General features: G+C 71.3%; 23 protein-coding genes and 1 pseudogene. 16 read left to right on the top strand and 8 right to left on the bottom strand.

All coding sequences use genetic code 11. From position 1 onward, the window contains the following. Positions 1-90: 90 nt before the first annotated feature. From ACIBJF_RS29335 to ACIBJF_RS29300, 8 genes and pseudogenes are all read right to left on the bottom strand, one after another. On the bottom strand, positions 91-1,458 hold the full coding sequence (locus ACIBJF_RS29335) for a nucleobase:cation symporter-2 family protein (protein ID WP_351806370.1): 1,368 nt from the start codon (positions 1,456-1,458) through the stop codon (positions 91-93). A gap of 1,129 nt (positions 1,459-2,587) precedes the next feature. Then, on the bottom strand, positions 2,588-3,973 hold the full coding sequence (locus ACIBJF_RS29330) for an 8-oxoguanine deaminase (RefSeq protein WP_399178177.1): 1,386 nt from the start codon (positions 3,971-3,973) through the stop codon (positions 2,588-2,590). Positions 3,974-3,989: 16 nt separating this feature from the next. Next, positions 3,990-4,178 (bottom strand): annotated as a pseudogene (locus ACIBJF_RS29325) (hypothetical protein); the annotation flags it as partial. A 127-nt stretch (positions 4,179-4,305) separates the two neighbouring features. Next, positions 4,306-5,229, bottom strand: a complete 924-nt coding sequence (gene pucL / locus ACIBJF_RS29320; protein WP_356308684.1) for a factor-independent urate hydroxylase — start codon at positions 5,227-5,229, stop codon at positions 4,306-4,308. Between the two features lie 5 nt (positions 5,230-5,234). Continuing rightward, entirely contained in the window at positions 5,235-5,630 is a 396-nt protein-coding gene (uraH, locus tag ACIBJF_RS29315) for a hydroxyisourate hydrolase (protein ID WP_399178176.1), read from the bottom strand. Positions 5,631-5,634: 4 nt separating this feature from the next. Continuing rightward, a complete protein-coding gene (uraD, locus tag ACIBJF_RS29310; protein ID WP_399178174.1) occupies positions 5,635-6,147 on the bottom strand; it encodes a 2-oxo-4-hydroxy-4-carboxy-5-ureidoimidazoline decarboxylase in 513 nt (170 codons plus the stop codon). Between the two features lie 127 nt (positions 6,148-6,274). Continuing rightward, positions 6,275-6,643 carry a helix-turn-helix domain-containing protein gene (locus ACIBJF_RS29305; protein ID WP_399178172.1) on the bottom strand — a complete coding sequence of 123 codons (369 nt, stop codon included), beginning with the start codon at positions 6,641-6,643 and terminating at the stop codon, positions 6,275-6,277. Next, positions 6,640-6,888, bottom strand: a complete 249-nt coding sequence (locus ACIBJF_RS29300) for a hypothetical protein (RefSeq protein WP_399178170.1) — start codon at positions 6,886-6,888, stop codon at positions 6,640-6,642. The genes ACIBJF_RS29305 and ACIBJF_RS29300 overlap by 4 nt, the downstream gene beginning before the upstream one ends. Positions 6,889-7,107: 219 nt before the next feature. On the opposite strand from ACIBJF_RS29300, the gene ACIBJF_RS29295 reads away from it, so the two are divergent. The 16 genes from ACIBJF_RS29295 (at position 7,108) to ACIBJF_RS29220 (ending at position 23,901) form a co-directional block, all read left to right on the top strand. Further along, the gene (locus ACIBJF_RS29295; RefSeq protein ID WP_399178168.1) at positions 7,108-8,190 is read left to right on the top strand and encodes a lytic transglycosylase domain-containing protein; all 1,083 of its coding nucleotides are present in this window, start codon (positions 7,108-7,110) and stop codon (positions 8,188-8,190) included. A 53-nt stretch (positions 8,191-8,243) separates the two neighbouring features. Then, a complete protein-coding gene (locus ACIBJF_RS29290; RefSeq protein ID WP_399178167.1) occupies positions 8,244-9,302 on the top strand; it encodes a sigma-70 family RNA polymerase sigma factor in 1,059 nt (352 codons plus the stop codon). Positions 9,303-9,412: 110 nt separating this feature from the next. Continuing rightward, the gene (locus tag ACIBJF_RS29285; RefSeq protein WP_399178166.1) at positions 9,413-10,342 is read left to right on the top strand and encodes an ABC transporter ATP-binding protein; all 930 of its coding nucleotides are present in this window, start codon (positions 9,413-9,415) and stop codon (positions 10,340-10,342) included. After that, positions 10,339-11,109: an ABC transporter permease gene (locus tag ACIBJF_RS29280; protein WP_023545776.1), complete on the top strand. Its 771-nt coding sequence runs from the start codon at positions 10,339-10,341 to the stop codon at positions 11,107-11,109. The genes ACIBJF_RS29285 and ACIBJF_RS29280 overlap by 4 nt, the downstream gene beginning before the upstream one ends. A 3-nt stretch (positions 11,110-11,112) precedes the next feature. Then, on the top strand, positions 11,113-11,928 hold the full coding sequence (locus ACIBJF_RS29275; RefSeq protein WP_399178163.1) for an MlaE family ABC transporter permease: 816 nt from the start codon (positions 11,113-11,115) through the stop codon (positions 11,926-11,928). Between the two features lie 4 nt (positions 11,929-11,932). Next, positions 11,933-13,180 (top strand): MCE family protein, encoded by a 1,248-nt coding sequence (locus ACIBJF_RS29270; protein WP_399178162.1) that lies wholly within the window; start codon positions 11,933-11,935, stop codon positions 13,178-13,180. Next, complete coding sequence (locus tag ACIBJF_RS29265) at positions 13,177-14,217, top strand: MCE family protein (RefSeq protein WP_399178161.1); 1,041 nt, start codon at positions 13,177-13,179, stop codon at positions 14,215-14,217. The genes ACIBJF_RS29270 and ACIBJF_RS29265 overlap by 4 nt, the downstream gene beginning before the upstream one ends. Beyond that, the gene (locus tag ACIBJF_RS29260) at positions 14,214-15,380 is read left to right on the top strand and encodes an MCE family protein (RefSeq protein ID WP_399178159.1); all 1,167 of its coding nucleotides are present in this window, start codon (positions 14,214-14,216) and stop codon (positions 15,378-15,380) included. Before ACIBJF_RS29265 ends, ACIBJF_RS29260 begins: the two co-directional genes overlap by 4 nt. Next, positions 15,377-16,495: an MCE family protein gene (locus ACIBJF_RS29255; protein WP_399178157.1), complete on the top strand. Its 1,119-nt coding sequence runs from the start codon at positions 15,377-15,379 to the stop codon at positions 16,493-16,495. Before ACIBJF_RS29260 ends, ACIBJF_RS29255 begins: the two co-directional genes overlap by 4 nt. Continuing rightward, positions 16,492-17,775: an MCE family protein gene (locus ACIBJF_RS29250; RefSeq protein ID WP_399178155.1), complete on the top strand. Its 1,284-nt coding sequence runs from the start codon at positions 16,492-16,494 to the stop codon at positions 17,773-17,775. Before ACIBJF_RS29255 ends, ACIBJF_RS29250 begins: the two co-directional genes overlap by 4 nt. After that, positions 17,772-19,046, top strand: a complete 1,275-nt coding sequence (locus ACIBJF_RS29245) for an MCE family protein (protein ID WP_399178154.1) — start codon at positions 17,772-17,774, stop codon at positions 19,044-19,046. Before ACIBJF_RS29250 ends, ACIBJF_RS29245 begins: the two co-directional genes overlap by 4 nt. After that, a complete protein-coding gene (locus tag ACIBJF_RS29240; protein WP_399178153.1) occupies positions 19,043-19,531 on the top strand; it encodes a hypothetical protein in 489 nt (162 codons plus the stop codon). Before ACIBJF_RS29245 ends, ACIBJF_RS29240 begins: the two co-directional genes overlap by 4 nt. A 33-nt stretch (positions 19,532-19,564) precedes the next feature. Further along, complete coding sequence (locus ACIBJF_RS29235; RefSeq protein ID WP_399178152.1) at positions 19,565-20,329, top strand: hypothetical protein; 765 nt, start codon at positions 19,565-19,567, stop codon at positions 20,327-20,329. 150 nt (positions 20,330-20,479) lie between these two features. Further along, the gene (locus tag ACIBJF_RS29230) at positions 20,480-21,319 is read left to right on the top strand and encodes a TIM barrel protein (protein WP_399178151.1); all 840 of its coding nucleotides are present in this window, start codon (positions 20,480-20,482) and stop codon (positions 21,317-21,319) included. A gap of 42 nt (positions 21,320-21,361) precedes the next feature. Next, a complete protein-coding gene (locus ACIBJF_RS29225) occupies positions 21,362-22,276 on the top strand; it encodes a 2-hydroxy-3-oxopropionate reductase (protein WP_399178149.1) in 915 nt (304 codons plus the stop codon). Between the two features lie 161 nt (positions 22,277-22,437). Next, positions 22,438-23,901 (top strand): catalase, encoded by a 1,464-nt coding sequence (locus ACIBJF_RS29220; protein WP_399178147.1) that lies wholly within the window; start codon positions 22,438-22,440, stop codon positions 23,899-23,901. Positions 23,902-24,005: the final 104 nt, after the last annotated feature.

Raw genomic sequence — 24,005 nt, 5'->3', positions numbered from 1 at the left:
CGCCGCCGCAGCCCTCGTCCTGCTCCAGCTCGAATACGACCGCACCGTCTAAACGATCACACACAGGCATGATCGCTTACCGGGAAAGGCTCAGTGGGCGGGTGTGAGTTCCTCTCCCGCCTCCATCGGGTGCGTGACGTCCTCGGCCTCCTGGCCCTTGCCGATGTGGTTGAAGAGGAGGTTGAGGACGACGGCCGTGACACAGCCGGTGGAGATGCCGGAGTCCAGGACGATCCGCGCGGTCTCGGGGAAGGCGTGGTAGAAGTCCGGCGCGGTGATCGGGACGATGCCGACCGCGAGGGCGACGGCGACGATCAGCACGTTGTTGTCCTTCTCCAGGCCGGCCCGCACCAGGGTCTGGATGCCGCTCGCGGCGACCGAGCCGAACAGGACGATGCCGGCGCCGCCGAGGACCGGGCGGGGCACGACCGCGATGAGGGAGGCGGCCATCGGGCACAGGCCCATCAGGACGAGGAAGCCGCCGCCGACGGCCACGACGAACCGGCTGCGGATCCTGGTCATCGCGACGAGGCCGATGTTCTGGGCGAAGGCGCTGCACATGAAGCCGTTGAACAGCGGGCTGAGGGCGGAGCCGAGGGTGTCGGCGCGCAGGCCGGCCGCGATGGTCCGCTCGTCCGCGGGGCGTTCGACGATCTCGCCGAGCGCCAGCATGTCGGCGGTGGACTCCGTCATGGAGACGACCATCACCACGCACATCGACAGGATCGCCGCGATGTGGAAGGTCGGGGTGCCGAAGTGGAACGGGGTCGGGAAGCCCACGACGGCGGAGTGTGCGACGGGGCTGAAGTCGGTGACGCCGAAGGGTATCGCGATGAGCGTGCCGATGATCAGGCCGAGCAGGACCGCGATCTGCTTGACGAAGCCGCGGGTGAAGCGGCGCAGCAGCAGCACGATGAGCAGGGTGATGCCGGCCAGGGTGAGGTTGGTCGTCGAGCCGTAGTCGTGCGCTGCGGGGTTCGGTCCCTGGGCCCAGTTGAACGCGACCGGCAGCAGGGAGACGCCGATCAGGGTGATGACCGAGCCGGTGACGACGGGCGGGAAGAAGCGGACGGCCTTGCTGAAGAAGGGCGCGGCGACGAAACCGAGCAGACCGGCGACGATGACCGCGCCGAAGATCATCGGCAGGGCGTCGGACTTGTCCTTCGCGGACGCCACGATCGCCGTCATGGGGGCGACGCCGGCGAAGGTCACGCCGTTGACGAAAGGCAGGCGGGCGCCGACCTTCCAGAAGCCGAGGGTCTGCAGGAAGGTGGCGAGCCCGGCGGTGAACAGACAGGCTCCGGTGAGGAAGGTGAGGTCTTTGCCGGACAGGCCTACGGCCGCGCCGACGATCAGGGGTGGGGCGACGACTCCCGCGTACATGGCGGCCACATGCTGCAGGCCGCTGGTCGCCATTTTGAGGGCGGGGAGTTTCTCGTCAACAGGGTGGGCGGCCACGGCGGCTCCTCCGGTCGGGTAACACGTCGCCGTCGACGCGGGGTCGACGTGGGTTTCTTGGAGGTGGTGCGTGTGGTCGTGCGGGACCGGGACGGGGTGGCGCTTGAGCGGTTCGAGCGGTGACCGTTCCGGGGCGCGTGTGTCCACACGCGCCCCGGAGACGGCTGCCGTGGACCCCGCTCGGGTCCACGGACCCCGGTCGGGAGCCGTCCCTCCCGACCGGAGCGTTCCGGCGAGCCGGCCACAGGAGCCGACCACCGCGTCTTCCGGCACGCTGCCCGTACAGGGCAACCTGCCAAGTCCTCCGGCAGCCCGGCCACACGGCCCGACCTGCCGAAACCTGTGGCGAGCGCCCGTACGGGGCGAGCGCCAGGTACTTCTGGCGGGCCACCCAGGAGAGGCGACCGCCAAGTTTTCTGGCGGGCCACCCGCGAGAGGCGACCACCGTGTTGTCCGGCAGGCCGGCCGCAGGATCCGACCCGCCCGGTGCTGTCGGCGACGGGCCCTCGTGGGGCCACCGCACGGGCTGCCGGCAAACCGGCCGCGAGGCCGCTTGCCGAGGCCATAGGCGGACCGCCCGGACGGGGCGACCGCCAAGCCTTCTGACGGGCTGCCCGCGTGAGGCGGACCGCCAAGTCTGCTGGCGGGCCACCCGTGAGGGGCGACCGCCGTGTTGCCCGGCAGGCCGGCCGCATAGTCCGACCCGCCCGGTGCTGTCGGCGACGGGCCCTCGTGGGGCCACCGCACGGGCTGCCGGCAAACCGACCGCGAGGCCGCTTGCCGAGGCCATAGGCGGACCGCCCAGACGGGGCGACCGCCAAGTCTTCTGGCGGGCCACCCGCGAGAGGCGACCGCCGTGTTGCCCGGCAGGCCGGCCGCAGAGGCCGACCGCCCGGTGCTCCGGCGACAGGCCCTCGTGGGGCCACCGCCGGGGCTGCCGACGAACCGGCCGCGAGGCCGCTTGCCGAGGCCTTGGGCGGATCGCCCGTACAAGGCGACCGCCAGGTTTGTCGGCGGGGCGCTGGGGCGGTCGCCGAGGGGTTCGGTGTACCCCGCTGCGGGCGGGGTCGCCGAAGGTGACGGTGGGCCGGGGGTTGGCGGGGCCGGCCCATCGGGGTGTGCGTGGGGATCAGGACTGGGCGCTGATCCGGGCGAGGCGCTGGGCCTCCTCGCGGGTGGAGCGGGCGATGGCGTCCTCGTCCACCGTCAGCAGGCGGCCGTTCTCCACGATCTGCCTGCCGTTGACGAAGGACGCGGTGACCGGCGCCGCCGCGCCGAAGACCAGCGCGGTCACCGGGTCGGCGATGGAGGCGTGGGCGAGGGTGTCCATCTTCCACAGCACGACGTCGGCCAGCTTGCCGGGCTCCAGCGAACCGATCTGGTCGGCCCGGCCGAGGACCTGCGCGCCGCCGTAGGTGCCGAGCCTGAGCGCCTGGCGGGCGTTCAGCGCGGCCTCGCGGTGTGCGCCGAGCCGGTTGATCAGCAGGGCGTTGCGCAGCTCGGTGTGGAGTTCCCCGGACTCGTTGGAGGCGGTGCCGTCGACGCCGAGGCCGACCGGGACGCCGGCGGCCAGCATGTCGGGGACGCGGGCGATGCCGGCCGCGAGGCGGGCGTTGGAGGACGGGCAGTGGGCGACACCGGTCCTGGTCCGGGCGAACGCGGCGATGTCGGAGTCGTTCATGTGGACGCAGTGCGCCATCCACACGTCCTCACCGAGCCAGCCCGTGGACTCGAAGTAGTCGGTCGGCCCCATGCCGAACAGCTCGTGGCAGAACTTCTCCTCCTCCACGGTCTCCGAGCCGTGCGTGTGCAGCCGTACGCCCAGCCGGCGCGCCAACTCCGCTCCCTGCTTGAGGAGTTCGGTCGACACCGAGAACGGGGAGCAGGGGGCCACGGCCACCTGGGTCATGGCGTCGAAGGAGGCGTCGTGGTGCTGCCTGACGGTCTCCTCGGTCGCCGCGAGCGCGCCTTCCAGCGTCTCCACGGCGAAGTCCGGCGGCAGGCCGCCGTCCTTCACGCTGCGGTCCATCGAGCCGCGGGCCAGCGTGAACCGGACGCCCATCTCGGCGGCGGCCCGGATGATCGACCCGGACAGGTCACCGGAGCCGTGCGGGAAGACGTAGTGGTGGTCCATGGCGGTGGTGACACCGCCGCGGGCCATCATGGCGAGGGAACCCTGCGCGGCCGCGTACGTCATCTGCTCGTCGATGCGCGCCCAGGTCGGGTAGAGCGCGACGAGCCAGTTGAAGAGGTTGTGGTCGGTGGCGAGGCCGCGGGTGATCCACTGGTAGAAGTGGTGGTGGGTGTTGACCAGGCCGGGCGTGGCCAGGTGGCCGCGTGCGTCGATCCGGCGCACCACGTTGTCGAGGCCCTGGGGTGCCTGGCCCGCGCCGACCGACTCGATGCGGTTGCCGGCGAGGACCAGGTGTCCGGAGACGTACTCGGTGTCGCCCGCGTCCACGGTCGCGATCGCACAGTTCTCGATGACGATGCGCTGGGCTGCCGATGGTGCCATGGCGCTTCCTTGTCTTTCAGTGGCGGTCCGTGGACGGGGACTCGTCCACGAAGGAGGGCACGGCAGGACCCTGGGAGGATTTGAGTGCCGGGGCGGGTTGCCCGCTCCGGGTGCCGAGATGGTGGAAGAACAGGTTGGGCAGGACGGCGGCGAGCCAGCCCGCGCCGATGCCCGAGCCGAGCACGGTCCGCGCCCAGGCCGGGAAGCCGTCCTCCAGGCCCGCCTCGGACAGCGTGGCGTGGGCCGGCCCCTTCGCGGGCTGTGCCATGGTGTTCCCTCCGGTGTGGCGTGTCCCCGGCACGGTGGGCGGGTCCGGGGACACGCGTCCCGTGTCAGAGGTTGGTCATGTCGACCGGGATCCTCGGCTCGCAGCCGTCCCGGAGGATGGTCGCCTCGATCAGGCCGTAGGGCCGGTCGGCGGCGAAGTAGACCTCGTTGTCGTTCTTGAGCCCGAAGGGCTCCAGGTCGACCAGGAAGTGGTGCTTGTTCGGCAGCGAGAAGCGGACCTCGTCGATCTCGCTGCGGTTGTTGATGATGCGCGCACCCATCTGGTACAGCGTCTGCTGCAGGGAGAGGGAGTAGGTCTCCGCGAAGGCCTGGAGCATGTGCTTCTTCACCTGCTCGTAGGACTTCTCCCAGTTGGGCATCTTCTGCTCGTCGTCGGTCCAGTTGAACCGCCAGCGGCCGGAGACGGAGGTCGCCAGGATCCGGTCGTACGCCTCCTTGAGGGTGGTGTACTTGTCCTTGACGTAGCCCCAGAACTCCGAGTTGGTGGAGTTCATCACCGTCAGGTCCTTCAGACCGGAGACGACCTCCCACTTCTCACCGTCGTAGGTGACCTGGGTGAGCCGGGTCTCCTGGCCCTTCTTCACGAACGAGTGCTTGACCTCGTCCGCGCCGATGAACCTGGAGTTGGCGTCGGAGGTCTCGATCCGCTCCCAGGCGTACTCCTCGATGCGGATCCGGGCGCGGTGGATCGGCTCCTGCGAGGTGACGAAGTGGCGGGCGAGGTGGATGCCGAACTGCTCGGCGGACTCGATTCCGTACTCCTTGGCGAACGCGAACACCGTGTTCTTGGTGGTGTCGGTCGGCAGGACGTTGGCGTTGGAGCCGGAGTAGTGGACCTCGTCCATGTCGCCGCTCAGGGCGACGGAGACGTTGAGGTCCTTGATGTGGTGGGTGGCGCCGTCCCGCGTGATCTTTACGACTCGGTTCTCGGCCTTGCCGTACTGGTTCTGTCCCAGGATCGTGGGCATTTCTGCTAGCTCCCTCGGTAAACGGAGTAGCCGAACGGGTTGAGCAGCAGCGGTACGTGGTAGTGCTCGCCCGGTACGACGGCGAACGTGATCGCCACCTCCGGGAAGAACACGGCCGGTCCGCTGTCCCGATTCGCGGGGGCGTCCTGCTGCGCATCGGCTTGCTTCTTCTCGAAATACGGCTCCACCGCGAAGTCGAGCCGTACGTGTGTGGTCCCCTCCGGCAGGGCCGGCAGGTCCTTGCACCGGCCGTCGGCGTCGGTCGCGGAGCCGCCGAGCGCCTGCCAGTGCGCGTCCCGCCCGGCGCGGGCGGCGAGCTGGACGGCGACGCCGTCGGCGGGGCGGCCGATCGAGGTGTCCAGGATGTGGGTGGACACGGAGGCGGTGGTGCTGGTGCTCATGGTGTCAGGCGTCCTCTTCGACGAGTCGGGCCAGTCGGATGCGGTTGATCTTGCCCAGCTCGGTGCGGACGATCTCCCGCTCCTGCTCCGGCGCGTTGCCGATCCGCTGCTTGACCGCGTCGCGCATCTGCTCACCGGTGCGGCCGGTGGCGCAGATCAGGAACACATGGCCGAACTTCTCCTGGTAGGCCAGGTTGAGTTCGAGCATCTCGGCCTTGAGGTCCTCGGACGCGCCGGCCATGCCGCGCTGTTCGCGGGCGGAGGTCGGGTCCCCGGGCCTGGGGCGCCCGATCGGCGGGTGCCCGGCCATCGCCTCCTCCAGGTCCGCGGTGCCGAGCTCGGCCATGGCGGCGTCGCTGGCGGCGTAGAGCGCGTCGGGGGTGGCGTAGGGGCGGGCGGCGAGCAGTCGCCGGGCCCACTCGGTGGAGGCACACGCCTCGTGGAGGGCGGCGAGGGCCGCGCGCTCCTCCAGGTCGTTGAACCGGGCCAGGCCCGGGGGCGTGGAAGTCGAAGTCACGGGAGCCTCCGTGGCCGGATCCGGCCTTCGTGCTGAACGGGCTGCGAACAGCTAACGCCCTCCGAAACACCGCGTCAACACTTTGTTGAAAATTCGGCCGCGCCGCTACGGATCCCGTGGCGCCGGCTCAGACACCCTTCTCCCGGTTGAGGTAGTTGTAGACGGTGAAGCGGCTGACCCCGAGCGCGCTCGCCACGGTTTCCACGCCGTGCCGCACGGCGAAGGCGCCGCGTGCCTCCAGTACCCGTACGACCTCCTGTTTCGCCTTGCGGTCCAGGTCCGCCAGCGGCCGGCCCTGTCTGCGCTCCATGGCGGCCAGGATGTGGTCGAGGGAGTCGGCGAGCTGGGGCAGGCGCACGGCGACGACGTCGGCGCCCTCCCAGGCGAGGACGACGTCCTCGGGGCCGGCCTCGTCGGGCGGGATCATCTCCCCGCCCATGGCGTCGACCAGCGGTTTCACGGCCGCGATGAAGGGCTCGTCACCGGTGCGGGTCATTCGCCCGCTCCGATCACGTTGACCTGCAGCGAGATCCGGGTGGCACCGGCATCCAGGGACTTGCGCAGCAGCGCCTCCACGGCGGACAGCACGGCGTCGGCGCCGCCCTCCGCGGTGTTGCCGAAGGGACCGACGTCCACCGCGTCCAGCTCCGCCGCCTCGATCACCTCGCGGGCCGCCAGCGCGTGCGCGGGCGCCTCGTCCAGGTCGAAGGGCTCGGTCGTGAACTCCACTCTCAATCGCACGGGCTCAACCTAGCGCGCGGCGTCGATCCTCCGGCAGTCCTTCCGGGTCCTCCGCTGTCCCCCGTTCCTCCCGCTCCTCCCACTCCTCCCCACTCCTCCCCACTCCTCCCCACTCCTTCCGCTCCGTGCGACGGACGGGCCGTCCGGCCGCGTAGAGCAGACGACGGATCCAGCCGGGGAGGCGACTGAGCAGTGACAGCGCGCGAGCTCAAAGGAGCGTTGAAGGGTGCGAGGGGCGCCAGGGGCGCCAGGGGTACGGCGGTCGCGGCGGCGGCGCTGGCCGCGCTGACCGCGTCGCAGGCGCCGGGAGCGGTGCCGGCGCGGGCCACGGAGCCCGCGCGGCAGACGGCACCCTCCGCCGAGCAGGGACCCAGCATGTCCGGTGACACGCCCTACCGCACCGATCTGCCCCCGCTGCGCGGACGGGAGCGGACCTCGGCACAGGCCGTGACGGGCGGCGCCCTGCCCGCGACCGTGTTCGCCGCGTACCGGCGTGCCGAGGAGGAGCTGGCGCGCACCGCGCCCGGCTGCCGGCTGCGCTGGCAGCTGCTGGCCGCGATCGGCCAGGTGGAGTCCGGGCAGGCGCGGGGCGGCCGGGTGACCCCGGACGGTACGACCGTGACGCCCGTCCTCGGTCCGCGGCTGACGGGCGGTGCCTTCGCCGTCGTACCGGACACCGACGGCGGCGCGTACGACGGGGACGCGGTGTACGACCGCGCGGTCGGCCCGATGCAGTTCATCCCCTCGACCTGGGCCCGCTGGGGCGCGGACGGCAACGGCGACGGGCGCGCCGACCCGGACAACGTGTACGACGCGGCGCTCGCCGCCGGCCGCTACCTGTGCGCGGGCGGCCGGGACCTGTCGAACCCCGCCGACCTGGACCGGGCGGTCCTCGGCTACAACCACTCGGACGCCTACTTGCGCACGGTCAAGGCCTGGTACGCGTACTTCCTGACGGGACACCGGGTGGTGCCGGACGCGCCCGCCGAGCCGGGGGACCGGTCTGAGCCGTCCCGACCGAAGGCTGCGAAGCCCTCGCCGAAGCCGTCGGACGACCGGAAACCGGGCCGCCCGGCCCCCTCGCGCACGCCGTCGGCACCCCACGCCTCCCCCTCCCCCTCCCCCGCCCCGTCCCGTACGGCCGAGGCCCCCGAGGGGACCGAGCCGCCGCCGGTCCCCGTCCCCGGGCCGACGCTCAGCCTGCCCGGCGGCGTGCTGCCCGGCGCAGGTCCGCTGACCACCGGCAACAGCTGGAACACGATGGGCGCCTCCCCCTCCCCAACCGCCGCTACTCGGCGGTAATGTCGCCACCTGCCGGGAGTACCGGACCGGCGGGTGAGTGCGAAGGGGCCCTCATGGCGACGGACATGCCTGCGGACATAGCGGCCGCCGACGAGCGCTGGCAGCGCATGTGGAGCCACCGCGAGCAGTTGCTCAAGGTGGCCCGGCGCCGCTCGATGAGCCTGGAGGACGCCGAGGACGCCGTGCACGAGGCGATGCTGCGGGCCGCGGAGCGCCCGGACCTCGACGACGAGCGGCTCGGCGCCTGGCTGACGACGGTGACCATGCGGCTGTGCGTCGACCGGTACCGGCAGGTCCACCGCGAGGCCGAGGTGGGCAGCCGCCCTACCCTCCTCGCGCCGGGCCCCGTACCGGTCGAGGAGGTGGTGTGCGACCGGGCCGAGGCGAAGTGGCTCGCCGTGCGCAGCGGGGAGCTGCCCGCGCGGCAGGCGGAGGCGCTGCGGCTGAAGTCCGAGGACCTGGACGTGAGCCAGGTCGCGGTGCGGATGGGACTCAGCTACCGGACCGTCGAGTCGCTGCTCGCCCGGGCCCGGCGGACCCTGCGCGCCTCGCTGGCCGGCACGCTCGGGCTCGTGCTGTTCCTGTTCGGGCGCGGGCGGCTGCGCGGGGGCGGCAAGGCCCAGGCGGTCGCGGTCACCTCGACGGCGGCGACCCTGGTGGTGGCCGGATTCGTGCTGCCGTACGCGCTCGACTCAGGCGGGAACGGAAGCGATCCGGTGCCGCGCCCGGCCGTGTCCGCCGACGCGCGGCCCCTGCGGACCGGGGCCACGGGCCAGGGGCCCTCCCCAAAGACGCGCACCGCGTCGACCACGGCGGCCGGTGCCCCCGGCCGGACGCCCTCGCCCACCGCGGGAACGGCCCTGCCGCTGCCGGTGTCCGTCCCGTCCCTGCCGGACGTGTCCTCCTCCCCGCTCCCGGGCCTGCCGGCACCGGGGATCCCGCGGGTGCCCGACGTGCCGCAGGCGCCGGGCCTGCCCACCGTGCCGGACCTGCCGGCGAAGTCCGCCCCCGCGGTGGCCCCGTCACCTCCCCCCACACCGGCCCTGCCGTCCACCGCGCTCTCCGTCCCCGCCCCGGCGCCCACGGCCACGCCGTCACCCAAGCTGCCGTAGCGCCCCCGTATCCGGGTCCGGAAAAAACTTCGCGGTCGCCGCGACGGACGCCCCGCCCCTCCCCGTAGAGCAGATGTCGCAGCTGCTCCACGGGCGAAGGGTGGGACCGGATGGGTGTCGAGATCTGTGTGGAAGGGCTGACCAAGTCCTTCGGCCACCAGGTCATCTGGGAGGACGTCTCGCTGACGCTCCCCGCCGGGGAGGTCTCGGTGATGCTCGGGCCGTCCGGGACCGGCAAGTCGGTGTTCCTCAAGACGCTCGTCGGGCTGCTGAAGCCGGAGCGCGGCTCGGTGAGGGTCGCGGGCCGGGACGTCACCCGCCTGCGCGAGCACGACCTGTACGAGGTGCGGAAGTTGTTCGGTGTGCTGTTCCAGGACGGCGCGTTGTTCGGCTCGATGAACCTCTACGACAACATCGCCTTCCCGCTGCGCGAGCACACCCGCAAGTCCGAGAGCGAGATCAGGCGGATCGTGCTCGGGAAGATGGAGATGGTCGGGCTGATCGGCGCCGAGCAGAAGCTGCCCGGCGAGATCTCCGGCGGCATGCGCAAGCGGGCCGGCCTCGCCCGGGCCCTGGTCCTCGACCCGGAGATCATCCTGTTCGACGAGCCGGACTCGGGTCTGGACCCGGTGCGCGTGGCCTATCTCAACCAACTCATCGTCGACCTCAACGCACAGACCGACGCGACCTTCCTGATCGTCACCCACGACATCGCCTCCGCCCGGCAGGTCCCCGACAACATCGGGCTGCTGTTCCGGCGCGAGCTGGTGCTGTTCGGGCCCCGCGAGCAGCTGCTGACCAGTGACGAGCCCGTGGTCCGGCAGTTCCTGAACGGCCGAATGCAGGGGCCGATCGGCATGGCGGAGGAGAAGGACGCGGCCCAGGTCGAACAGGAGCTGGCCCAGATGGACGAGCAGGGATCGGTCGAGGGCCTGACTCCCCGGCTGCTGCCGAGCCCCGGCATCGCCCGCCCGCCCCGCTGGGAGGCGATCGCGCGCCGGGAGGCCGAGCTGCACGGGACGGGGGTGACGGGCGGATGAGCCTCTCCCCGACCGGTGCGCTCAGGCACTCCGGCAACCTGTTCGCGATGGCGCTGGACGTCGTCCGCACCCTGCCCCGACGGCCCTTCCAGGCACGGGAGTTCATCCAGCAGGCGTGGTTCGTGGCGAGCGTGACCATCCTGCCCACGGCTCTGGTCTCGATCCCCTTCGGCGCGGTCATCGCGCTGCAGATCGGCAGCCTGACCCGGCAGCTGGGCGCCCAGTCGTTCTCCGGTGCCGCGTCCGTGCTCGCCGTGCTGCGCGAGGCCTCGCCGATCGTCACCGCGCTGCTGATCGCGGGCGCGGGGGGCACGGCGATCTGCGCGGATCTCGGGGCGCGGAAGATCCGGGACGAGATCGACGCGATGCAGGTGCTCGGGATCGACCCGATCCACCGGCTCGTCGTACCGCGGGTGCTGGCGTCCATGGTCGTGGCCGTCCTCCTCAACGGCCTCGTCTCGGTGGTCGGCGTCGCGGGCGGCTATTTCTTCAACGTCATCCTCCAGCACGGCACTCCCGGCGCCTACCTGGCGTCCTTCACGACCCTCGCCCAGCTGTCCGACCTGTGGGCGGCCGAGATCAAGGCGCTGGTGTTCGGGGCCATCGCCGCGATCGTCGCCTCGTACAAGGGACTGACCGCGAAGGGCGGCCCGAAGGGCGTCGGCGATGCCGTCAACCAGTCCGTGGTGATCACCTTCATGTTGCTGTTCGTGACCAACTTCGTGATGACCGCCGTGTACTTCCAGGTCGTCCCGCAGAGGGGTTAGCCGATGAGACTTCTCGACCGCCCCTTGCGCTCGCTCGAAGAGCTGGGCACCCAACTCTCCTTCTACGGGCGCTCGCTCGCGTGGACGGGCCGCACCCTGCGCCGCTACAAGAAGGAGATCCTGCGGCTGCTCGCCGAGGTCAGCTTCGGGCGCGGTGCGCTCGCCGTCGTCGGCGGCACGGTCGGCGTGATCGCCTTCCTGTCCTTCTTCACCGGCACCGAGGTCGGCCTGCAGGGCTACGCGGCCCTGAACCAGCTCGGCACCTCCAACTTCGTGGCGTTTTTGTCGGCGTACTTCAACACCCGGGAGATCGCCCCGCTGGTGGCCGGGCTCGCCCTGTCCGCGACGGTCGGCGCCGGGTTCACCGCGCAGCTCGGCGCGATGCGGATCAGCGAGGAGACCGACGCGCTGGAGGTGATGGGCGTCCCCTCGGTGCCGTTCCTGGTGACGACCCGGATGATCGCCGGCTTCGTCGCGGTGATCCCGCTGTACGTGATCGGACTGCTGTCCTCATATCTCGCCGCCCGCACCATCACCACCGGCTACTACGGGCAGTCGACCGGCACCTACGACCACTACTTCCACCAGTACCTGCCGCCGGTGGACGTCCTGTGGTCCTTCGGCAAGGTGATCGTCTTCGCCGTGCTGATCATCCTGGTGCACTGCTACTACGGCTACCACGCGAGCGGCGGCCCGGCGGGCGTCGGCGTCGCGGTGGGCCGGGCGGTGCGGACGTCCATCGTCGCCGTCAACGTCCTGGACTTCTTCCTGAGCCTCGCGATCTGGGGCGCCAACACGACCGTACGGATCGCGGGGTGAACCGGTGAGGCATCTGAGACTCAGGCTGTACGGCATCGCGTTCCTCGCCGTCCTCGCGTTGCTGCTGTCGCTCGCGGTGGCCGTCTACCAGCAGGCGTTCACGTCCGTCGTACCGATCACCCTGGAGGCCGGCAGCCTCGGCAACCAGCTCGATCCGCGCGCCGACGTCAAGCTGCGCGGGATGCTGGTCGGCGAGGTGCGCGCGGTGCACGCCGACGGCACGAAGGCGACCCTCGACATCGCGCTCAAGCCGCAGTACGTCCCGTACATCCCCGCGGACGTGTACGCGCGGCTGCTGCCCAAGACGCTGTTCGGCGAGAAGTACGTCGACCTCGTGGCGCCCGCCCGATCCTCGGCTCGGCCCATCCGCGCCGGGGACGTCATCACCCAGGACCGTACGAAGGTCGGCATCGAGGTGCAGCAGCTGATGAACGACCTGCTGCCGCTGCTGCGGACCGTCCGGCCCGGTGAACTGAACGCCACCCTCTCGGCGTTCGCCACCGCGCTGGAGGGCCGCGGCGACCGGATCGGCGACAACCTGACCCGGGTCGAGGGCTACCTGCGCCGCCTCAACCCGCACCTGCCGTCGATCAAGGAGGACATCTCGCGCTTCGCCGACGTCGCCGAGGTCTACGGCGACGCCGCACCCGACCTGATGAGGATCCTGCGCAACACGGTCACCACCAGCCGGACGATCGTCGAGAAGCAGGACCAGTTGGCCGCGGCCCTGCGCTCGACCGCTGCCGTGGCGGGCACCGCGGACGACTTCCTGTCCGAGAACGGCGACCGGCTGATCACCCTGGGCCGGGTCTCCCGGCCCACGCTGGAACTCTTCGCCCGCTACTCCCCCGAGTACCCGTGCCTGCTGCAGGGCCTGGTCCGGCAGGAGAAGGCGTCGGAGGACGCGTTCCGGGGCGGGGAGATGCGGATCACCCTGGAGGTCGTCCGGCCGCAGGGGGCGTACCGGCCCGGCGAGGAACCGGTGTACGGCGAGCGGTCGGGCCCGAACTGCCGTGGCCTGCCGCACCCGCGGGTGCCCGGGCCGAAGCCCCATCTGAACGACGGTACGTCCCCCCGGAGTTCGGAGGGCTCACTCCCCGGAGGTGCCGACGTGTCCGCCACCGCGGCCGAGCAGCGGGCCGTCGGCTCGCTCGTGGCCCCCGTCCTGGGCGTCCCCGCGGACCAGGTGCCGCCCGTCGCGACCCTGCTGTTCGGGCCGCTCGCGCGCGGAACGGCGGTGAGTGTCGCATGAGCAGGGCAGGAGCCCGGCAGACCGCCGGCCCGTTGATCAAGTTCAGCCTCTTCGCGCTGGTCACCATCGCGGCGACGGCGCTGCTCGCCGCCACCATCGTCAACGTCTCCTTCACCCCGAAGGACACCTACCACGCGGTGTTCTCCGACGTCACCGGGCTGGAGACCGGCGACGACATCCGGGTGGCCGGAGTGCGGGTCGGCCAGGTCGAGGGCATCCGGATCAAGGACCGGACCCTGGCCGAGGTCACGTTCACCGTCACCGCCGACCGGCCGTTGCTCGCCGGCACCCACGCGGTCGTCCGCTACCGCAACCTGGTCGGGCAGCGGTACATCGCGCTCACCGAGGGCACCGGCGACGGCAGCAGGCGGCTGCGGCCCGGCGGCACCATCCCGCTGTCCAGGACCCAGCCGGCGCTGGACCTCAACGCCCTGCTGAACGGCTTCAAGCCGCTGTTCGCCGCGCTCAGCCCGAACGACGTCAACCAGCTCGCCACCGAGATCATCCGGACCCTCCAGGGCGAGGGCGGCACGGTGAACGGCCTGCTCGCGCACACGGCCTCGCTCACCACGACCCTCGCCGACCGCGACCAGCTGATCGGCTCGGTGGTCGACAACCTCAACACCGTCCTGAAGACGCTCGACAAGCGCGGCTCCCGCTTCTCCGACCTGCTCACGCAGCTGCGCCGGGTGATCTCGGGACTGTCCGCCGACCGCAAGCCCATCGGGGAGTCCCTGGTGAGCATCGGCGATCTCACGGACGCCACGGCGGGACTGCTGAAGGACGCGCGTCCGCCGCTGAAGGACGACATCGCCGGCCTCGGCGATCTCACCGGAACGCTGGACAAGAACGAGAACACCGTGGAGGGCGTTCTGAAACGGCTGCCGAACAAGCTCGACAAGCTGACCGGGACGGCGTCCTACGGCTCCTGGTTCAACTTCTACCTGTGCGACTTCGACGGCCGGATCGTGCTGCCGAAGACCAAGCAGGTGATCACCCCGGAGCTGCACGTGGCACGGGCGAGGTGCGGCGGATGAGCATGCGCGTCCCGCGGCGCACGGTCCGCCGCCCCGAACCCCTGGTGAAGGTACGGGTCCTGCCACCGAAACTGCCGAGGCTCCTGCCCCGGCCGCCCAAGCGCAAGGCGCGCCCCGAGCCCCTGGTGAAGGTGCGCGTCCTGCCGCCGAAACTGCCCAGGATCCGGCTGAGGCGCCCTCAGCTGAAGCCCTTCCGCGAGCGGAACCCCGTCGTGGTGGGCGCCGTCGGTCTCACCGTCCTCGCGTTGCTCACGGTCGCCGCGTTCAACGCCGACAGCCTGCCGCTGATCGGCGGCGGCGACACCTACAGCGCGGCCTTCTCGGAGGCCGGCGGGCTCAAGCCGGGCGACGAGGTGCGGATCGCCGGGGTCAAGGTCGGCAAGGTCGAGGACGTCGGCCTGGACGGCGACCACGTCAAGGTCACCTTCAAGGTGAAGGGCCACCCGGGGTTCGGCACCGACACGGGTGCGGCGATCCGGGTCAAGACGATCCTCGGAGCCAAGTACCTGGCCCTCTCCCCCAGGGGACCCGGGCAGCTGAAGCCGGGCAGCGAGATCCCGATCGGGCGGACGGTGTCGGCGTACGACGTCGTCCAGGCCTTCAGCGACCTCACGACCACCACCGAGGAGGTCGACACGGACCGGCTCGCGAAGGCGCTGGACACGATCTCCGTCACCTTCCAGGACTCGCCCGCGGAGGTGCGGGCGTCGATCAAGGGACTGTCGCGGATCTCGCGGACCGTCGCCTCCCGTGACAAGGCGTTGCGCGGGCTCCTCGACCACGCGAACGGGGTCACCAAGGTGCTGGCCGGCCACACGAAGGACTTCTCGGCGCTGGTGAAGGACGGCGACGCGCTGCTCAAGGAGATCGGCCGGCGCCGCACGGCGATCCACGACCTGCTCAAGAGCTCCGCCCTGCTGGGCATCGAGCTGTCCGGCCTGGTCGACGACAACCGCAAGGACATCGGGCCCGCCCTGAAGAACCTCGACACCTTCGTGACGATGCTCGAACGCAACCAGGCGAGCCTCGACCGCAGCGTCCGGCTGCTCGCCCCCTACGTACGGCTCTTCACCAACACCCTCGGCAACGGCCGCTGGTTCGACTCCTATGTGCAGAACCTGGTCGCCGCCCCGGTCACCCCACGGACGGGAGGCACCCGATGACCCGCAGACTCCTGGCCCTGTTCACCGCGCTCACGGTCGTCACGGGCCTCGCCGTCCTCCTGTGGCCCGGCCCCGACCCCGTCCGGGTCACGGCGTACTTCCCGCGCACCGTCGGCATCTACCCGGGCTCCGACGTCCGCGTCCTCGGTGTCCGCATCGGCGAGGTCAGGAAGATCACGCCCGAGGGCGGCCGGGTCCGGGTGGAGCTGGAGTACGACCGGGGCCGCAAGGTGCCCGCGAACGCGCAGGCCGCCATCGTCAACTCCTCGGTGGTCAGCGACCGTTACGTGCAGCTGCTGCCGGTGTACCGGAAGGGAGCGGTACTGCGGGACGGCGCCGTCATCCCCGAGTCCCGTACGGCCGTTCCCGTCGAGCTGGACCGGATCTTCGACAGCCTGCACACCACCGCCGAGGCGCTCGGCCCGGACGGCGCAAACAAGAAGGGCTCGCTGTCCCGGCTGCTGGGGGTGAGCGCCGACAACCTCGAGGGCCAGGGGAAGAACCTGAACCAGACGGTCGAGGACCTCTCCCAGGCGGTCACCACGCTGTCCGACGGGCGCGGCGACCTGTTCGGGACCGTGCGGAACCTGCAGGTGTTCACGGCCGCGCTGGCGGCGGACGACCAGAGCGTGCGGTCGTTCGACACCGACCTCGCCGACGTGGCCGGGCAGCTGGCCGGGGAGCGCAAGGATCTCGCGGCCGCGCTGAAGTACCTGGCCGCCGCCCTCGGTGACGTCTCCGGTTTCGTGAAGGGCAACAAGAAGGCGCTGACCTCCGACGTGCGGGGCCTGGCCAAGGTCACCAAGGTGCTGGTCACCCAACGGGCCGCACTGGAGGAGCTGTTGAGCGTCGCGCCCACCGGCCTGTCGAACCTGCAGAACGCCTACAACTCCGCAGCCGGCACCCTCGACACCCGCAACAACGCACAGACCTCCCAGGACCCGGCGTCCGTGCTCTGCTCGATCCTCAAGACGACCGGGGACGAAGGCGGCAAAAACCCCAGCTGCACGGATCTGAGGAAACTCTTCGACTCCCTGCCCGAGGTGCCGTCGGCCCCGGCGGGGACGGGCACGGTCGACAGGACCCTCGGCGGAATCCTGGGGGCACGGGCATGAGCGCGCGGCGCTTGGGGCGGGTGGCAGCCTGGACGGCGGTCGGCTCACTGCTGCTGACCGGCTGCGAGTTCAACGGCTGGTACGACGTCCCGCTCCCCGGCGGCGCCGCCTCGGACGGCCACGCCTACCACGTCACCGTCGAGTTCCGGGACGTGCTGGACCTGGTGCCGCAGTCGGCGGTGAAGGTGAACAACGTCACCGTGGGCACGGTCGAGAAGGTGGAACTGGACGGCTGGCACGCGCGCGTGCGGCTCAGGATCGCCGACTCGGTGAAGCTGCCCGGCAACGCGGTCGCCGACCTGAGGCAGACCAGCATGCTCGGCGAGAAGTACGTCGCCCTGTCCGCGCCGGCCGGCACGCCACCTGTCGGACGGCTCCGCGACGGCGACCGCATCCCGCTCTCCCGCAGCGGCCGCAACGCGGAGGTCGAGGAGGTGCTGTCCGCCCTGTCCGCGCTGCTGAACGGCGGCGGGGTGGCCCAGCTGAAGACGATCACCGTCGAGCTGAACAAGGCCCTGAACGGCCGCGAGGACCGGGTCAGGTCGCTGCTGAAGCAACTCGACACCTTCCTCGGCGGCCTCGACGACCAGCGGGCCGAGATCGTGCGCGCGCTCAAGGGCGTCGACCGGCTGGCCAAACGGCTGAAGAAGGAGAAGAAGACGATCGCCGTGGCCGTCGACACCATGCCACCGGCCCTGAAGGCCCTCGCCGACCAGCGCCGCGACCTGACGAAGATGCTCACCGCCCTGTCCAAGCTCGGCACCACCGGCACCAGGGTGGTGAACGCCTCCCACGACGACACCGTCGCCGACCTGAAGAGTCTCCAGCCCATCCTGCAGCAGCTGAACAAGGCGGGCGACGACCTGCCCGACTCCCTCGAACTGCTGACCACGTATCCGTTCCCGCGCAACGCCACCGACGCGGTCAAGGGCGACTACGTCAACCTGAAGATCACCGCCGACCTCGATCTGGCGGGCATCTACGGCAACGTCACGGACAAGCCGGGCAAGGGCAGGAGATCGCCGGCCCCCGGGACCCCGCGCCTTCCCGGCGTCCCCAGCCCCACCCCTCTCCCGTCTCTGCCGTCCCTGCCTGCCACTCCGTCGCTCCCGTCCGTGCCCTCCGCGCCCGCCGTGCCCTCGAAGCCCTCCGACGGCGGCACCCTGCTGTGCCCGCCGGTGTGCACCGCGGCCTACGGCACCGGGGACGGCTCGCGTCGCCTCCCGCCCGGGATCGACCTCGGCCTGGCCGAGCTGATGCTGAAGGGGATACTGCCGTGATCACACGTACGGTCAGGGCCCAGCTGCTCGCCTTCGCGACCGTCACCGCCCTCGGGGTGTCGTACGTCGGCGCCCGGTACACGGGCCTGGTGGACGACGTGCTGCACCGCGGATACACCGTGCGCGCCGACTTCGCCGAGTCCGGGGGCGTGTTCCCCGGCGCGGAGGTCACCTACCGCGGGGTGCCGGTGGGCCGCGTGGGCGATCTGCGGCTCACCGAGTCCGGGGTCTCGGTGGCGCTGAAGATCGAGGACGGTGCCCCGAAAATCCCGGCCGACACGCTCGCGGTGGTCGCCGACCGTTCGGCGGTGGGCGAGCAGTACGTCGACCTCCAGCCGCGCGGGTCGGGCGGGCCGTACCTCATGGAGGGCAGCCCGATCCCGCGCAGCCGCACCCGGACCCCCCTGGCGGTCACCGACCTGGTCCTCAGCCTCGACCGGCTGGTCGACTCGGTCGGCAAGGACGATCTGCGGGTCACCGTCGACGAGTTGGGCAAGGCGTTCGCCGGTACCGGGCCGAACCTGAGCCGGCTGGTCGACTCCGGCAACTCGCTGGTGGAGTCCGCGTCCGCGTCGCTCCCGCAGACGGTCTCGCTGATCGAGGACTCGCGGAAGGTGCTCAAGACCCAGGCGGACCAGGGCTCGGCCATCAAGTCGTTCTCCCGCGACCTGGCCAGGCTCACCGAGCAGCTGAAGTCGAGCGACGGCGATCTGCGCCGGCTGATCGGCAACACGGTGCCCGCCACGCGGGAACTCGACTCCCTGCTGAAGTCCACCCGGCCGCACGTGCCGGTCCTGCTGGCCAACCTCGTCAGCGGCGGCCAGATCACCGTGGCCCGGCTGCCCGGAGTCGAGCAGGCCCTGGTCACGCTCCCGCTCACCGTGGCGGGCAGCTACACGGTGATCCCCGGCGACGGCACCACCCACTTCGGGCTGACCGTGAACGCCGACGACCCGCCCGCCTGCACCCAGGGCTACGGCACCCAGCGCCGCGACCCGGCCGACACCAGCACCCGCCCGGCGAACACCGGCGCGCGCTGCACGGCCCCGCGCGGGAGCAAGACCTCGGTGCGCGGTGCGCAGAACGCCCCCGGCGCGACGACCGGCGCGGCCGGCGCGGACCAGGCGGCGTTCGTCGCCCCGTACGACCCGGAGACCGGCACCCTGACCGGCCCGGACGGAGCGCCCGTCGAGATCGGCTCGACGGGCGGCGAACAGACCGTTTTCGGAAAGGAGTCGTGGCAATGGCTGCTCGTGGGACCGATGGCATGACCGGGGCACGCGTGAGGCTGCTGTCGGCAGGCCTGGTCGCGGCGACCGTGCTGACGACCGTACTGGCGGTCTGGCTGGGCCTGAAGCTGGCCGACCAGCGGGGGGCGGAACAGCGCCGCCAGGACGTCCTGGCGGCGGCCCGCCAGTCGGCGCTGAACTTCACCTCGCTCGACTACCGGCACTACGACCGGGACAGCCGCAACGTGCTGAAGGGCGCCACCGGCGACTTCAAGAAGCAGTTCGCCGCGCAGACCGCCCAGTTGACGAAGCTCGTCGCGCAGAACAAGTCGGTGTCCGAGGGGCAGGTGCTGGAAGCGGGCATCGTGCGGTCCGACGCGCGCTCGGCCCGGGTACTGGTCGTGGCCGACAGCAAGGTGACCAACACCGCCGCGCCCGAGGGCCAGGCGCGCACCTACCGGCTCCAGCTCGACCTCGTGCGGGCCGGCGGCCGCTGGCTGACCTCCGACGTCACGTTCGTGGGCTGACCCGCCGTGAGGCCATCAGTGAGGAGAGACACCATGGCGAACCCGACCCGAACCCGCGGCGGCTCCCCGGCCCGCCGCACCCTGAGCGCGGCCGCCCGCGCGGCGGCCAAGCGCGCCGGGCGGCCGGAGCCTGTTGTCCGCCGGGAGGAGGTTTCCCCCGGGCGCACGCTGCTCGTCGATCCCCCGGCGGACGGCTGGGAGGACCCGCCGGAGCCCGAGGCGTCCGGCTCACCTGACTCGTCCGAGAACGAGCCGGAAGAGAGCGGGCCGGAGGAGGGCGCGCCTGCGCGCAGGGTCGCGCGGCGCGTGCTCGTCGCGGTACTGGGCGTCGTCCTCGTGGTGGCCCTGGTCGTGGCCGCCGTACTCGGCTGGCGGTACCGGGAGGGGCGACAGGCGGAGCAGGCCCGCGGTGAGGCCCTCGCAGCCGCGCGGAAGGCGGCGCCGGCCGTGCTGTCGTACGACTACCGGCACCTGGACCGGGACTTCGCCCGGGCGCGGGCCCTGTTGACCGGGCACTTCCGCGACCAGTACGGCAGGACCACGAAGACGGTGGTCGCGCCGACCGCGACGAAGTACCACGGCGTGGTGAAGGCGACCGTGGCCGCCCCCGCCGACGGCGGCGCCCCCGCGGCCTCCGTCGTGTCGGCGACACCGGACAGCGCCGTCGTCCTGCTCTTCGTCAACCAGGTCACCGAGAGCACCCAGGTCCCGGCACCCCGGCTGGACCTGAACCGGGTGCGGATGACGCTCACCCGCACCTCCGACGGCTGGAAGGTGAGCGGCGTCGACGCCCTCTGACCAGGCCTTCGCACAGTGCCCCGCGCGGTCGCGCGGGGGCACTTTTTCGTGGGCTCTCTTGACAGTCCTCCCGACTCACAGGCAGTCTTTCCACAGAACAGAAATGAACTTCCGCAATACGGAATATACAGGGAAGGGAGCGCCGTTCCCGTGGGATTCGCAGACCAGCGCTTCAACGTCAACCTGTCGATCCTCTTCACGGAACTCCCGCTCCTGGAGCGTCCCGCGGCCGCCGCCGCGGCGGGCTTCACGGCGGTCGAGCTGTGGTGGCCCTGGGTCGACTCCCCCACCCCCGAGCAGTCCGAGCTCGACGCCCTGAAGAAGGCGATCGAGGACGCGGGCGTCCGGCTCACGGGACTGAACTTCTACGCCGGACAGCTGCCGGGCCCGGACCGCGGCGCCCTGTCGGTCCCCGGTGCGGAGTCGGAGAGGTTCCGCGCCAACATCGACGTGGCCGCCGGCTTCGCCGCCTCCCTCGGCTGCAAGGCGCTCAACGCCCTGTACGGCAACCGCGTCGAGGGCGTGGACCCGGCGGAGCAGGACGCGCTCGCCCTGGAGAACCTCGCCCTCGCGGCCCGGGCGGCCGACCGGATCGGCGCGATCCTGCTGATCGAGACGCTGAACCAGCCGGAGTCGCCGCTGTACCCGCTGGTGAGCGCGCCCGCCGCCGTCGAGGTCGTGGACAAGGTCAACGAGGCGACGGGCCTCGGGAACGCCAGGTTCCTGATGGACCTGTACCACCTGTCGATGAACGGCGAGGACCTGCCGTCGGCGATCGAGCGGTACGCGGCGAGGACCGGCCACGTCCAGATCGCCGACAACCCCGGCCGCGGCGCCCCCGGGACGGGTTCGCTCCCGCTGGAGGAGCTGCTCGACCGGCTGAGGAAGGCCGGTTACGACGGCTGGGTCGGCCTGGAGTACAAGCCGGGCGACCGCCCGAGCGCCAAGGCCTTCGACTGGCTCCCGCGCGAGGCGCGCGCGGCCCGCTGACCACCCTGACTCGCAAGGCAGTTGAGAGAGGCACCCCCTGACATGAGCACTCTTACGGATTCTTCCCGCCCGACCCGCCCGGCGATTGCGTGGATCGGCCTCGGCATCATGGGCTCCCCCATGTCCGAGAACCTGATCAAGGCGGGTTACGACGTCACCGGCTTCACCCTGGAGCAGGAGAAGCTGGACCGCCTCACCGCGGCCGGCGGCACCGCCGCCGCCTCGATCGCCGAGGCCGTGCGCGACGCCGACGTGGTCATCACGATGGTGCCCGCGTCCCCGCAGGTCGAGGCCATCGCCTACGGCCCGGACGGCATCCTGGAGAACGCCCGGCGGGGCGCCCTGCTGATCGACATGTCCTCGATCACCCCGCAGACCTCCGTGGACCTCGCGAAGGCCGCCGAGGACAAGGGCATCCGGGTGCTGGACGCCCCGGTGTCCGGCGGTGAGGCCGGCGCCGTCGAGGCCGTGCTGTCGATCATGGTCGGCGGTGAGCAGGCCGACTTCGACCAGGCCAAGCCGATCTTCGAGGCGCTGGGCAAGACCATCGTGCTGTGCGGCCCGCACGGTTCCGGCCAGACCGTGAAGGCGGCCAACCAGCTGATCGTCGCCGTGAACATCCAGGCGTGCGCCGAGGCCGTGGTCTTCCTGGAGAAGTCGGGCGTGGACCTGAAGGCCGCCCTCGACGTCCTCAACGGCGGCCTGGCCGGCTCGACCGTGCTGACGCGCAAGAAGGACAACTTCCTGAACCGCGACTTCAAGCCGGGCTTCCGCATCGACCTGCACCACAAGGACATGGGCATCGTCACCGACGCCGCCCGCAACGTCGGCGCCGCCCTGCCGGTCGGTGCCGTGGTCGCCCAGCTGGTCGCCTCGCTGCGCGCCCAGGGCGACGGCGGCCTGGACCACTCGGCCCTGCTGCGGGCGGTCGAGCGCCTCTCCGGCGCTGAGCTGTAGAGACTTCCGGGCCGCGGCGCCGCTGACACCTGTCCTGTCGCGCCCAGGCGGCGCCGCGGCCCGGAATCGGCTTCAACAAACTGTTGACGGTCGGATCACCAACTTTTAGGCTCCACGAAGCGGAAACAGTTTTCCGCTGACACCCGCACGGAAGGTCCACGATGTCGAAGCGCGTGCTCACGACAGAGTCCGGCGCACCGGTCGCCGACAACCAGAACTCAGCCTCCGCCGGCGTCGGCGGCCCGCTCCTGATCCAGGACCAGCACCTCCTGGAGAAGCTCGCGCGCTTCAACCGCGAGCGCATCCCGGAGCGCGTGGTGCACGCCCGTGGCTCCGGCGCGTACGGCCACTTCGAGGTGACGGACGACGTCACCGGCTTCACCCACGCCGACTTCCTGAGCGCGATCGGCAGGCGCACCGAGGTGTTCGTGCGCTTCTCGACGGTGGCCGACTCCCTCGGCGGCGCGGACGCCGTCCGTGACCCGCGCGGCTTCGCGGTGAAGTTCTACACCGAGGAGGGCAACTACGATCTCGTCGGCAACAACACCCCGGTGTTCTTCATCAAGGACCCGATCAAGTTCCCCGACTTCATCCACTCGCAGAAGCGCGACCCCTTCACGGGCCGCCAGGAGCCGGACAACGTCTGGGACTTCTGGGCACACGCCCCCGAGGCCACGCACCAGGTGACCTGGCTGATGGGCGACCGCGGCATCCCGGCGTCGTACCGGCACATGAACGGCTACGGCTCGCACACCTACCAGTGGACGAACGCTTCGGGCGAGGCCTTCTTCGTCAAGTACCACTTCAAGACCAACCAGGGCATCCGCTCCCTGAGCAGCGAGCAGGCCGCGGAGCTCGCGGGCAAGGACCCGAACTCCCACCAGACGGACCTGCTGCAGGCCATCGAGCGCGGGGTGCACCCGTCCTGGACCCTGTACGTCCAGATCATGCCGGCGGCCGAGGCGGCGGACTACCGCTTCAACCCGTTCGACCTGACCAAGGTGTGGCCGCACAAGGACTACCCGCTGCGGCGGGTGGGCCGCCTGGTGCTGGACCGCAACCCGGACAACGTCTTCGCCGAGGTCGAGCAGGCCGCGTTCTCCCCGAACAACTTCGTGCCGGGCATCGGCCCCTCCCCCGACAAGATGCTCCAGGGCCGCCTGTTCGCCTACGCGGACGCGCACCGCTACCGCCTGGGCGTCAACCACACCCTGCTGGCCGTCAACGCCCCGAAGGCGGTTGCGGGCGGCGCCCGGAACTACGGCCGCGACGGCTTCATGGCGGTCAACGGCCAGGGCCGCGGCGCCAAGAACTACGAGCCGAACTCCTACGACGGCCCGGTGGAGACCGGCCGTCCGCTGTCGGCGCCCCTGGCGGTGTCGGGCCACACGGGCAACCACGTCGCCACGCTCCACACCAAGGACGACGACTTCTTCCAGGCGGGCGAGCTGTACCGGCTGATGTCCGAGGAGGAGAAGTCGCGCCTGATCGCGAACATCGCCGGCGGCCTGTCGCAGGTCTCCCGCGACGACGTAATCGAGAAGAACCTGGCCCACTTCCACGCCGCCGACCCGGAGTACGGCAAGCGCGTGGAAGAGGCGGTCCGCGCCCTGCGCGAGGACTGAGACCGGTAACCCGCAGGCAGCGTACGGGATCTGACGGGAGGTCATGATCTCCGCACGCGGCCCGCGCAGCACGCCGGACGGCCCGGATGAGGGGTGGCCGTACG

The sequence above is a fragment of the Streptomyces sp. NPDC050743 genome (assembly GCF_044456925.1).
Classification (GTDB): domain Bacteria; phylum Actinomycetota; class Actinomycetes; order Streptomycetales; family Streptomycetaceae; genus Streptomyces.
The sequence above is the reverse complement of the archived record's forward strand: the minus strand, read 5'-3'. Positions and strand labels throughout refer to the sequence as shown.

Bases quoted from the DNA above. Each gene is read 5' to 3' on its own strand.
- ACIBJF_RS29330 (WP_399178177.1), bottom strand. From the start codon at position 3,973: ATGGCACCATCGGCAGCCCAGCGCATCGTCATCGAGAACTGTGCGATC.
- pucL (WP_356308684.1), bottom strand. From the start codon at position 5,229: ATGCCCACGATCCTGGGACAGAACCAGTACGGCAAGGCCGAGAACCGA.
- uraH (WP_399178176.1), bottom strand. From the start codon at position 5,630: ATGAGCACCAGCACCACCGCCTCCGTGTCCACCCACATCCTGGACACC.
- ACIBJF_RS29305 (WP_399178172.1), bottom strand. From the start codon at position 6,643: ATGACCCGCACCGGTGACGAGCCCTTCATCGCGGCCGTGAAACCGCTG.
- ACIBJF_RS29290 (WP_399178167.1), top strand. From the start codon at position 8,244: ATGGCGACGGACATGCCTGCGGACATAGCGGCCGCCGACGAGCGCTGG.
- ACIBJF_RS29285 (WP_399178166.1), top strand. From the start codon at position 9,413: ATGGGTGTCGAGATCTGTGTGGAAGGGCTGACCAAGTCCTTCGGCCAC.
- ACIBJF_RS29280 (WP_023545776.1), top strand. From the start codon at position 10,339: ATGAGCCTCTCCCCGACCGGTGCGCTCAGGCACTCCGGCAACCTGTTC.
- ACIBJF_RS29275 (WP_399178163.1), top strand. From the start codon at position 11,113: ATGAGACTTCTCGACCGCCCCTTGCGCTCGCTCGAAGAGCTGGGCACC.
- ACIBJF_RS29265 (WP_399178161.1), top strand. From the start codon at position 13,177: ATGAGCAGGGCAGGAGCCCGGCAGACCGCCGGCCCGTTGATCAAGTTC.
- ACIBJF_RS29260 (WP_399178159.1), top strand. From the start codon at position 14,214: ATGAGCATGCGCGTCCCGCGGCGCACGGTCCGCCGCCCCGAACCCCTG.
- ACIBJF_RS29255 (WP_399178157.1), top strand. From the start codon at position 15,377: ATGACCCGCAGACTCCTGGCCCTGTTCACCGCGCTCACGGTCGTCACG.
- ACIBJF_RS29250 (WP_399178155.1), top strand. From the start codon at position 16,492: ATGAGCGCGCGGCGCTTGGGGCGGGTGGCAGCCTGGACGGCGGTCGGC.
- ACIBJF_RS29240 (WP_399178153.1), top strand. From the start codon at position 19,043: ATGACCGGGGCACGCGTGAGGCTGCTGTCGGCAGGCCTGGTCGCGGCG.
- ACIBJF_RS29235 (WP_399178152.1), top strand. From the start codon at position 19,565: ATGGCGAACCCGACCCGAACCCGCGGCGGCTCCCCGGCCCGCCGCACC.
- ACIBJF_RS29225 (WP_399178149.1), top strand. From the start codon at position 21,362: ATGAGCACTCTTACGGATTCTTCCCGCCCGACCCGCCCGGCGATTGCG.
- ACIBJF_RS29220 (WP_399178147.1), top strand. From the start codon at position 22,438: ATGTCGAAGCGCGTGCTCACGACAGAGTCCGGCGCACCGGTCGCCGAC.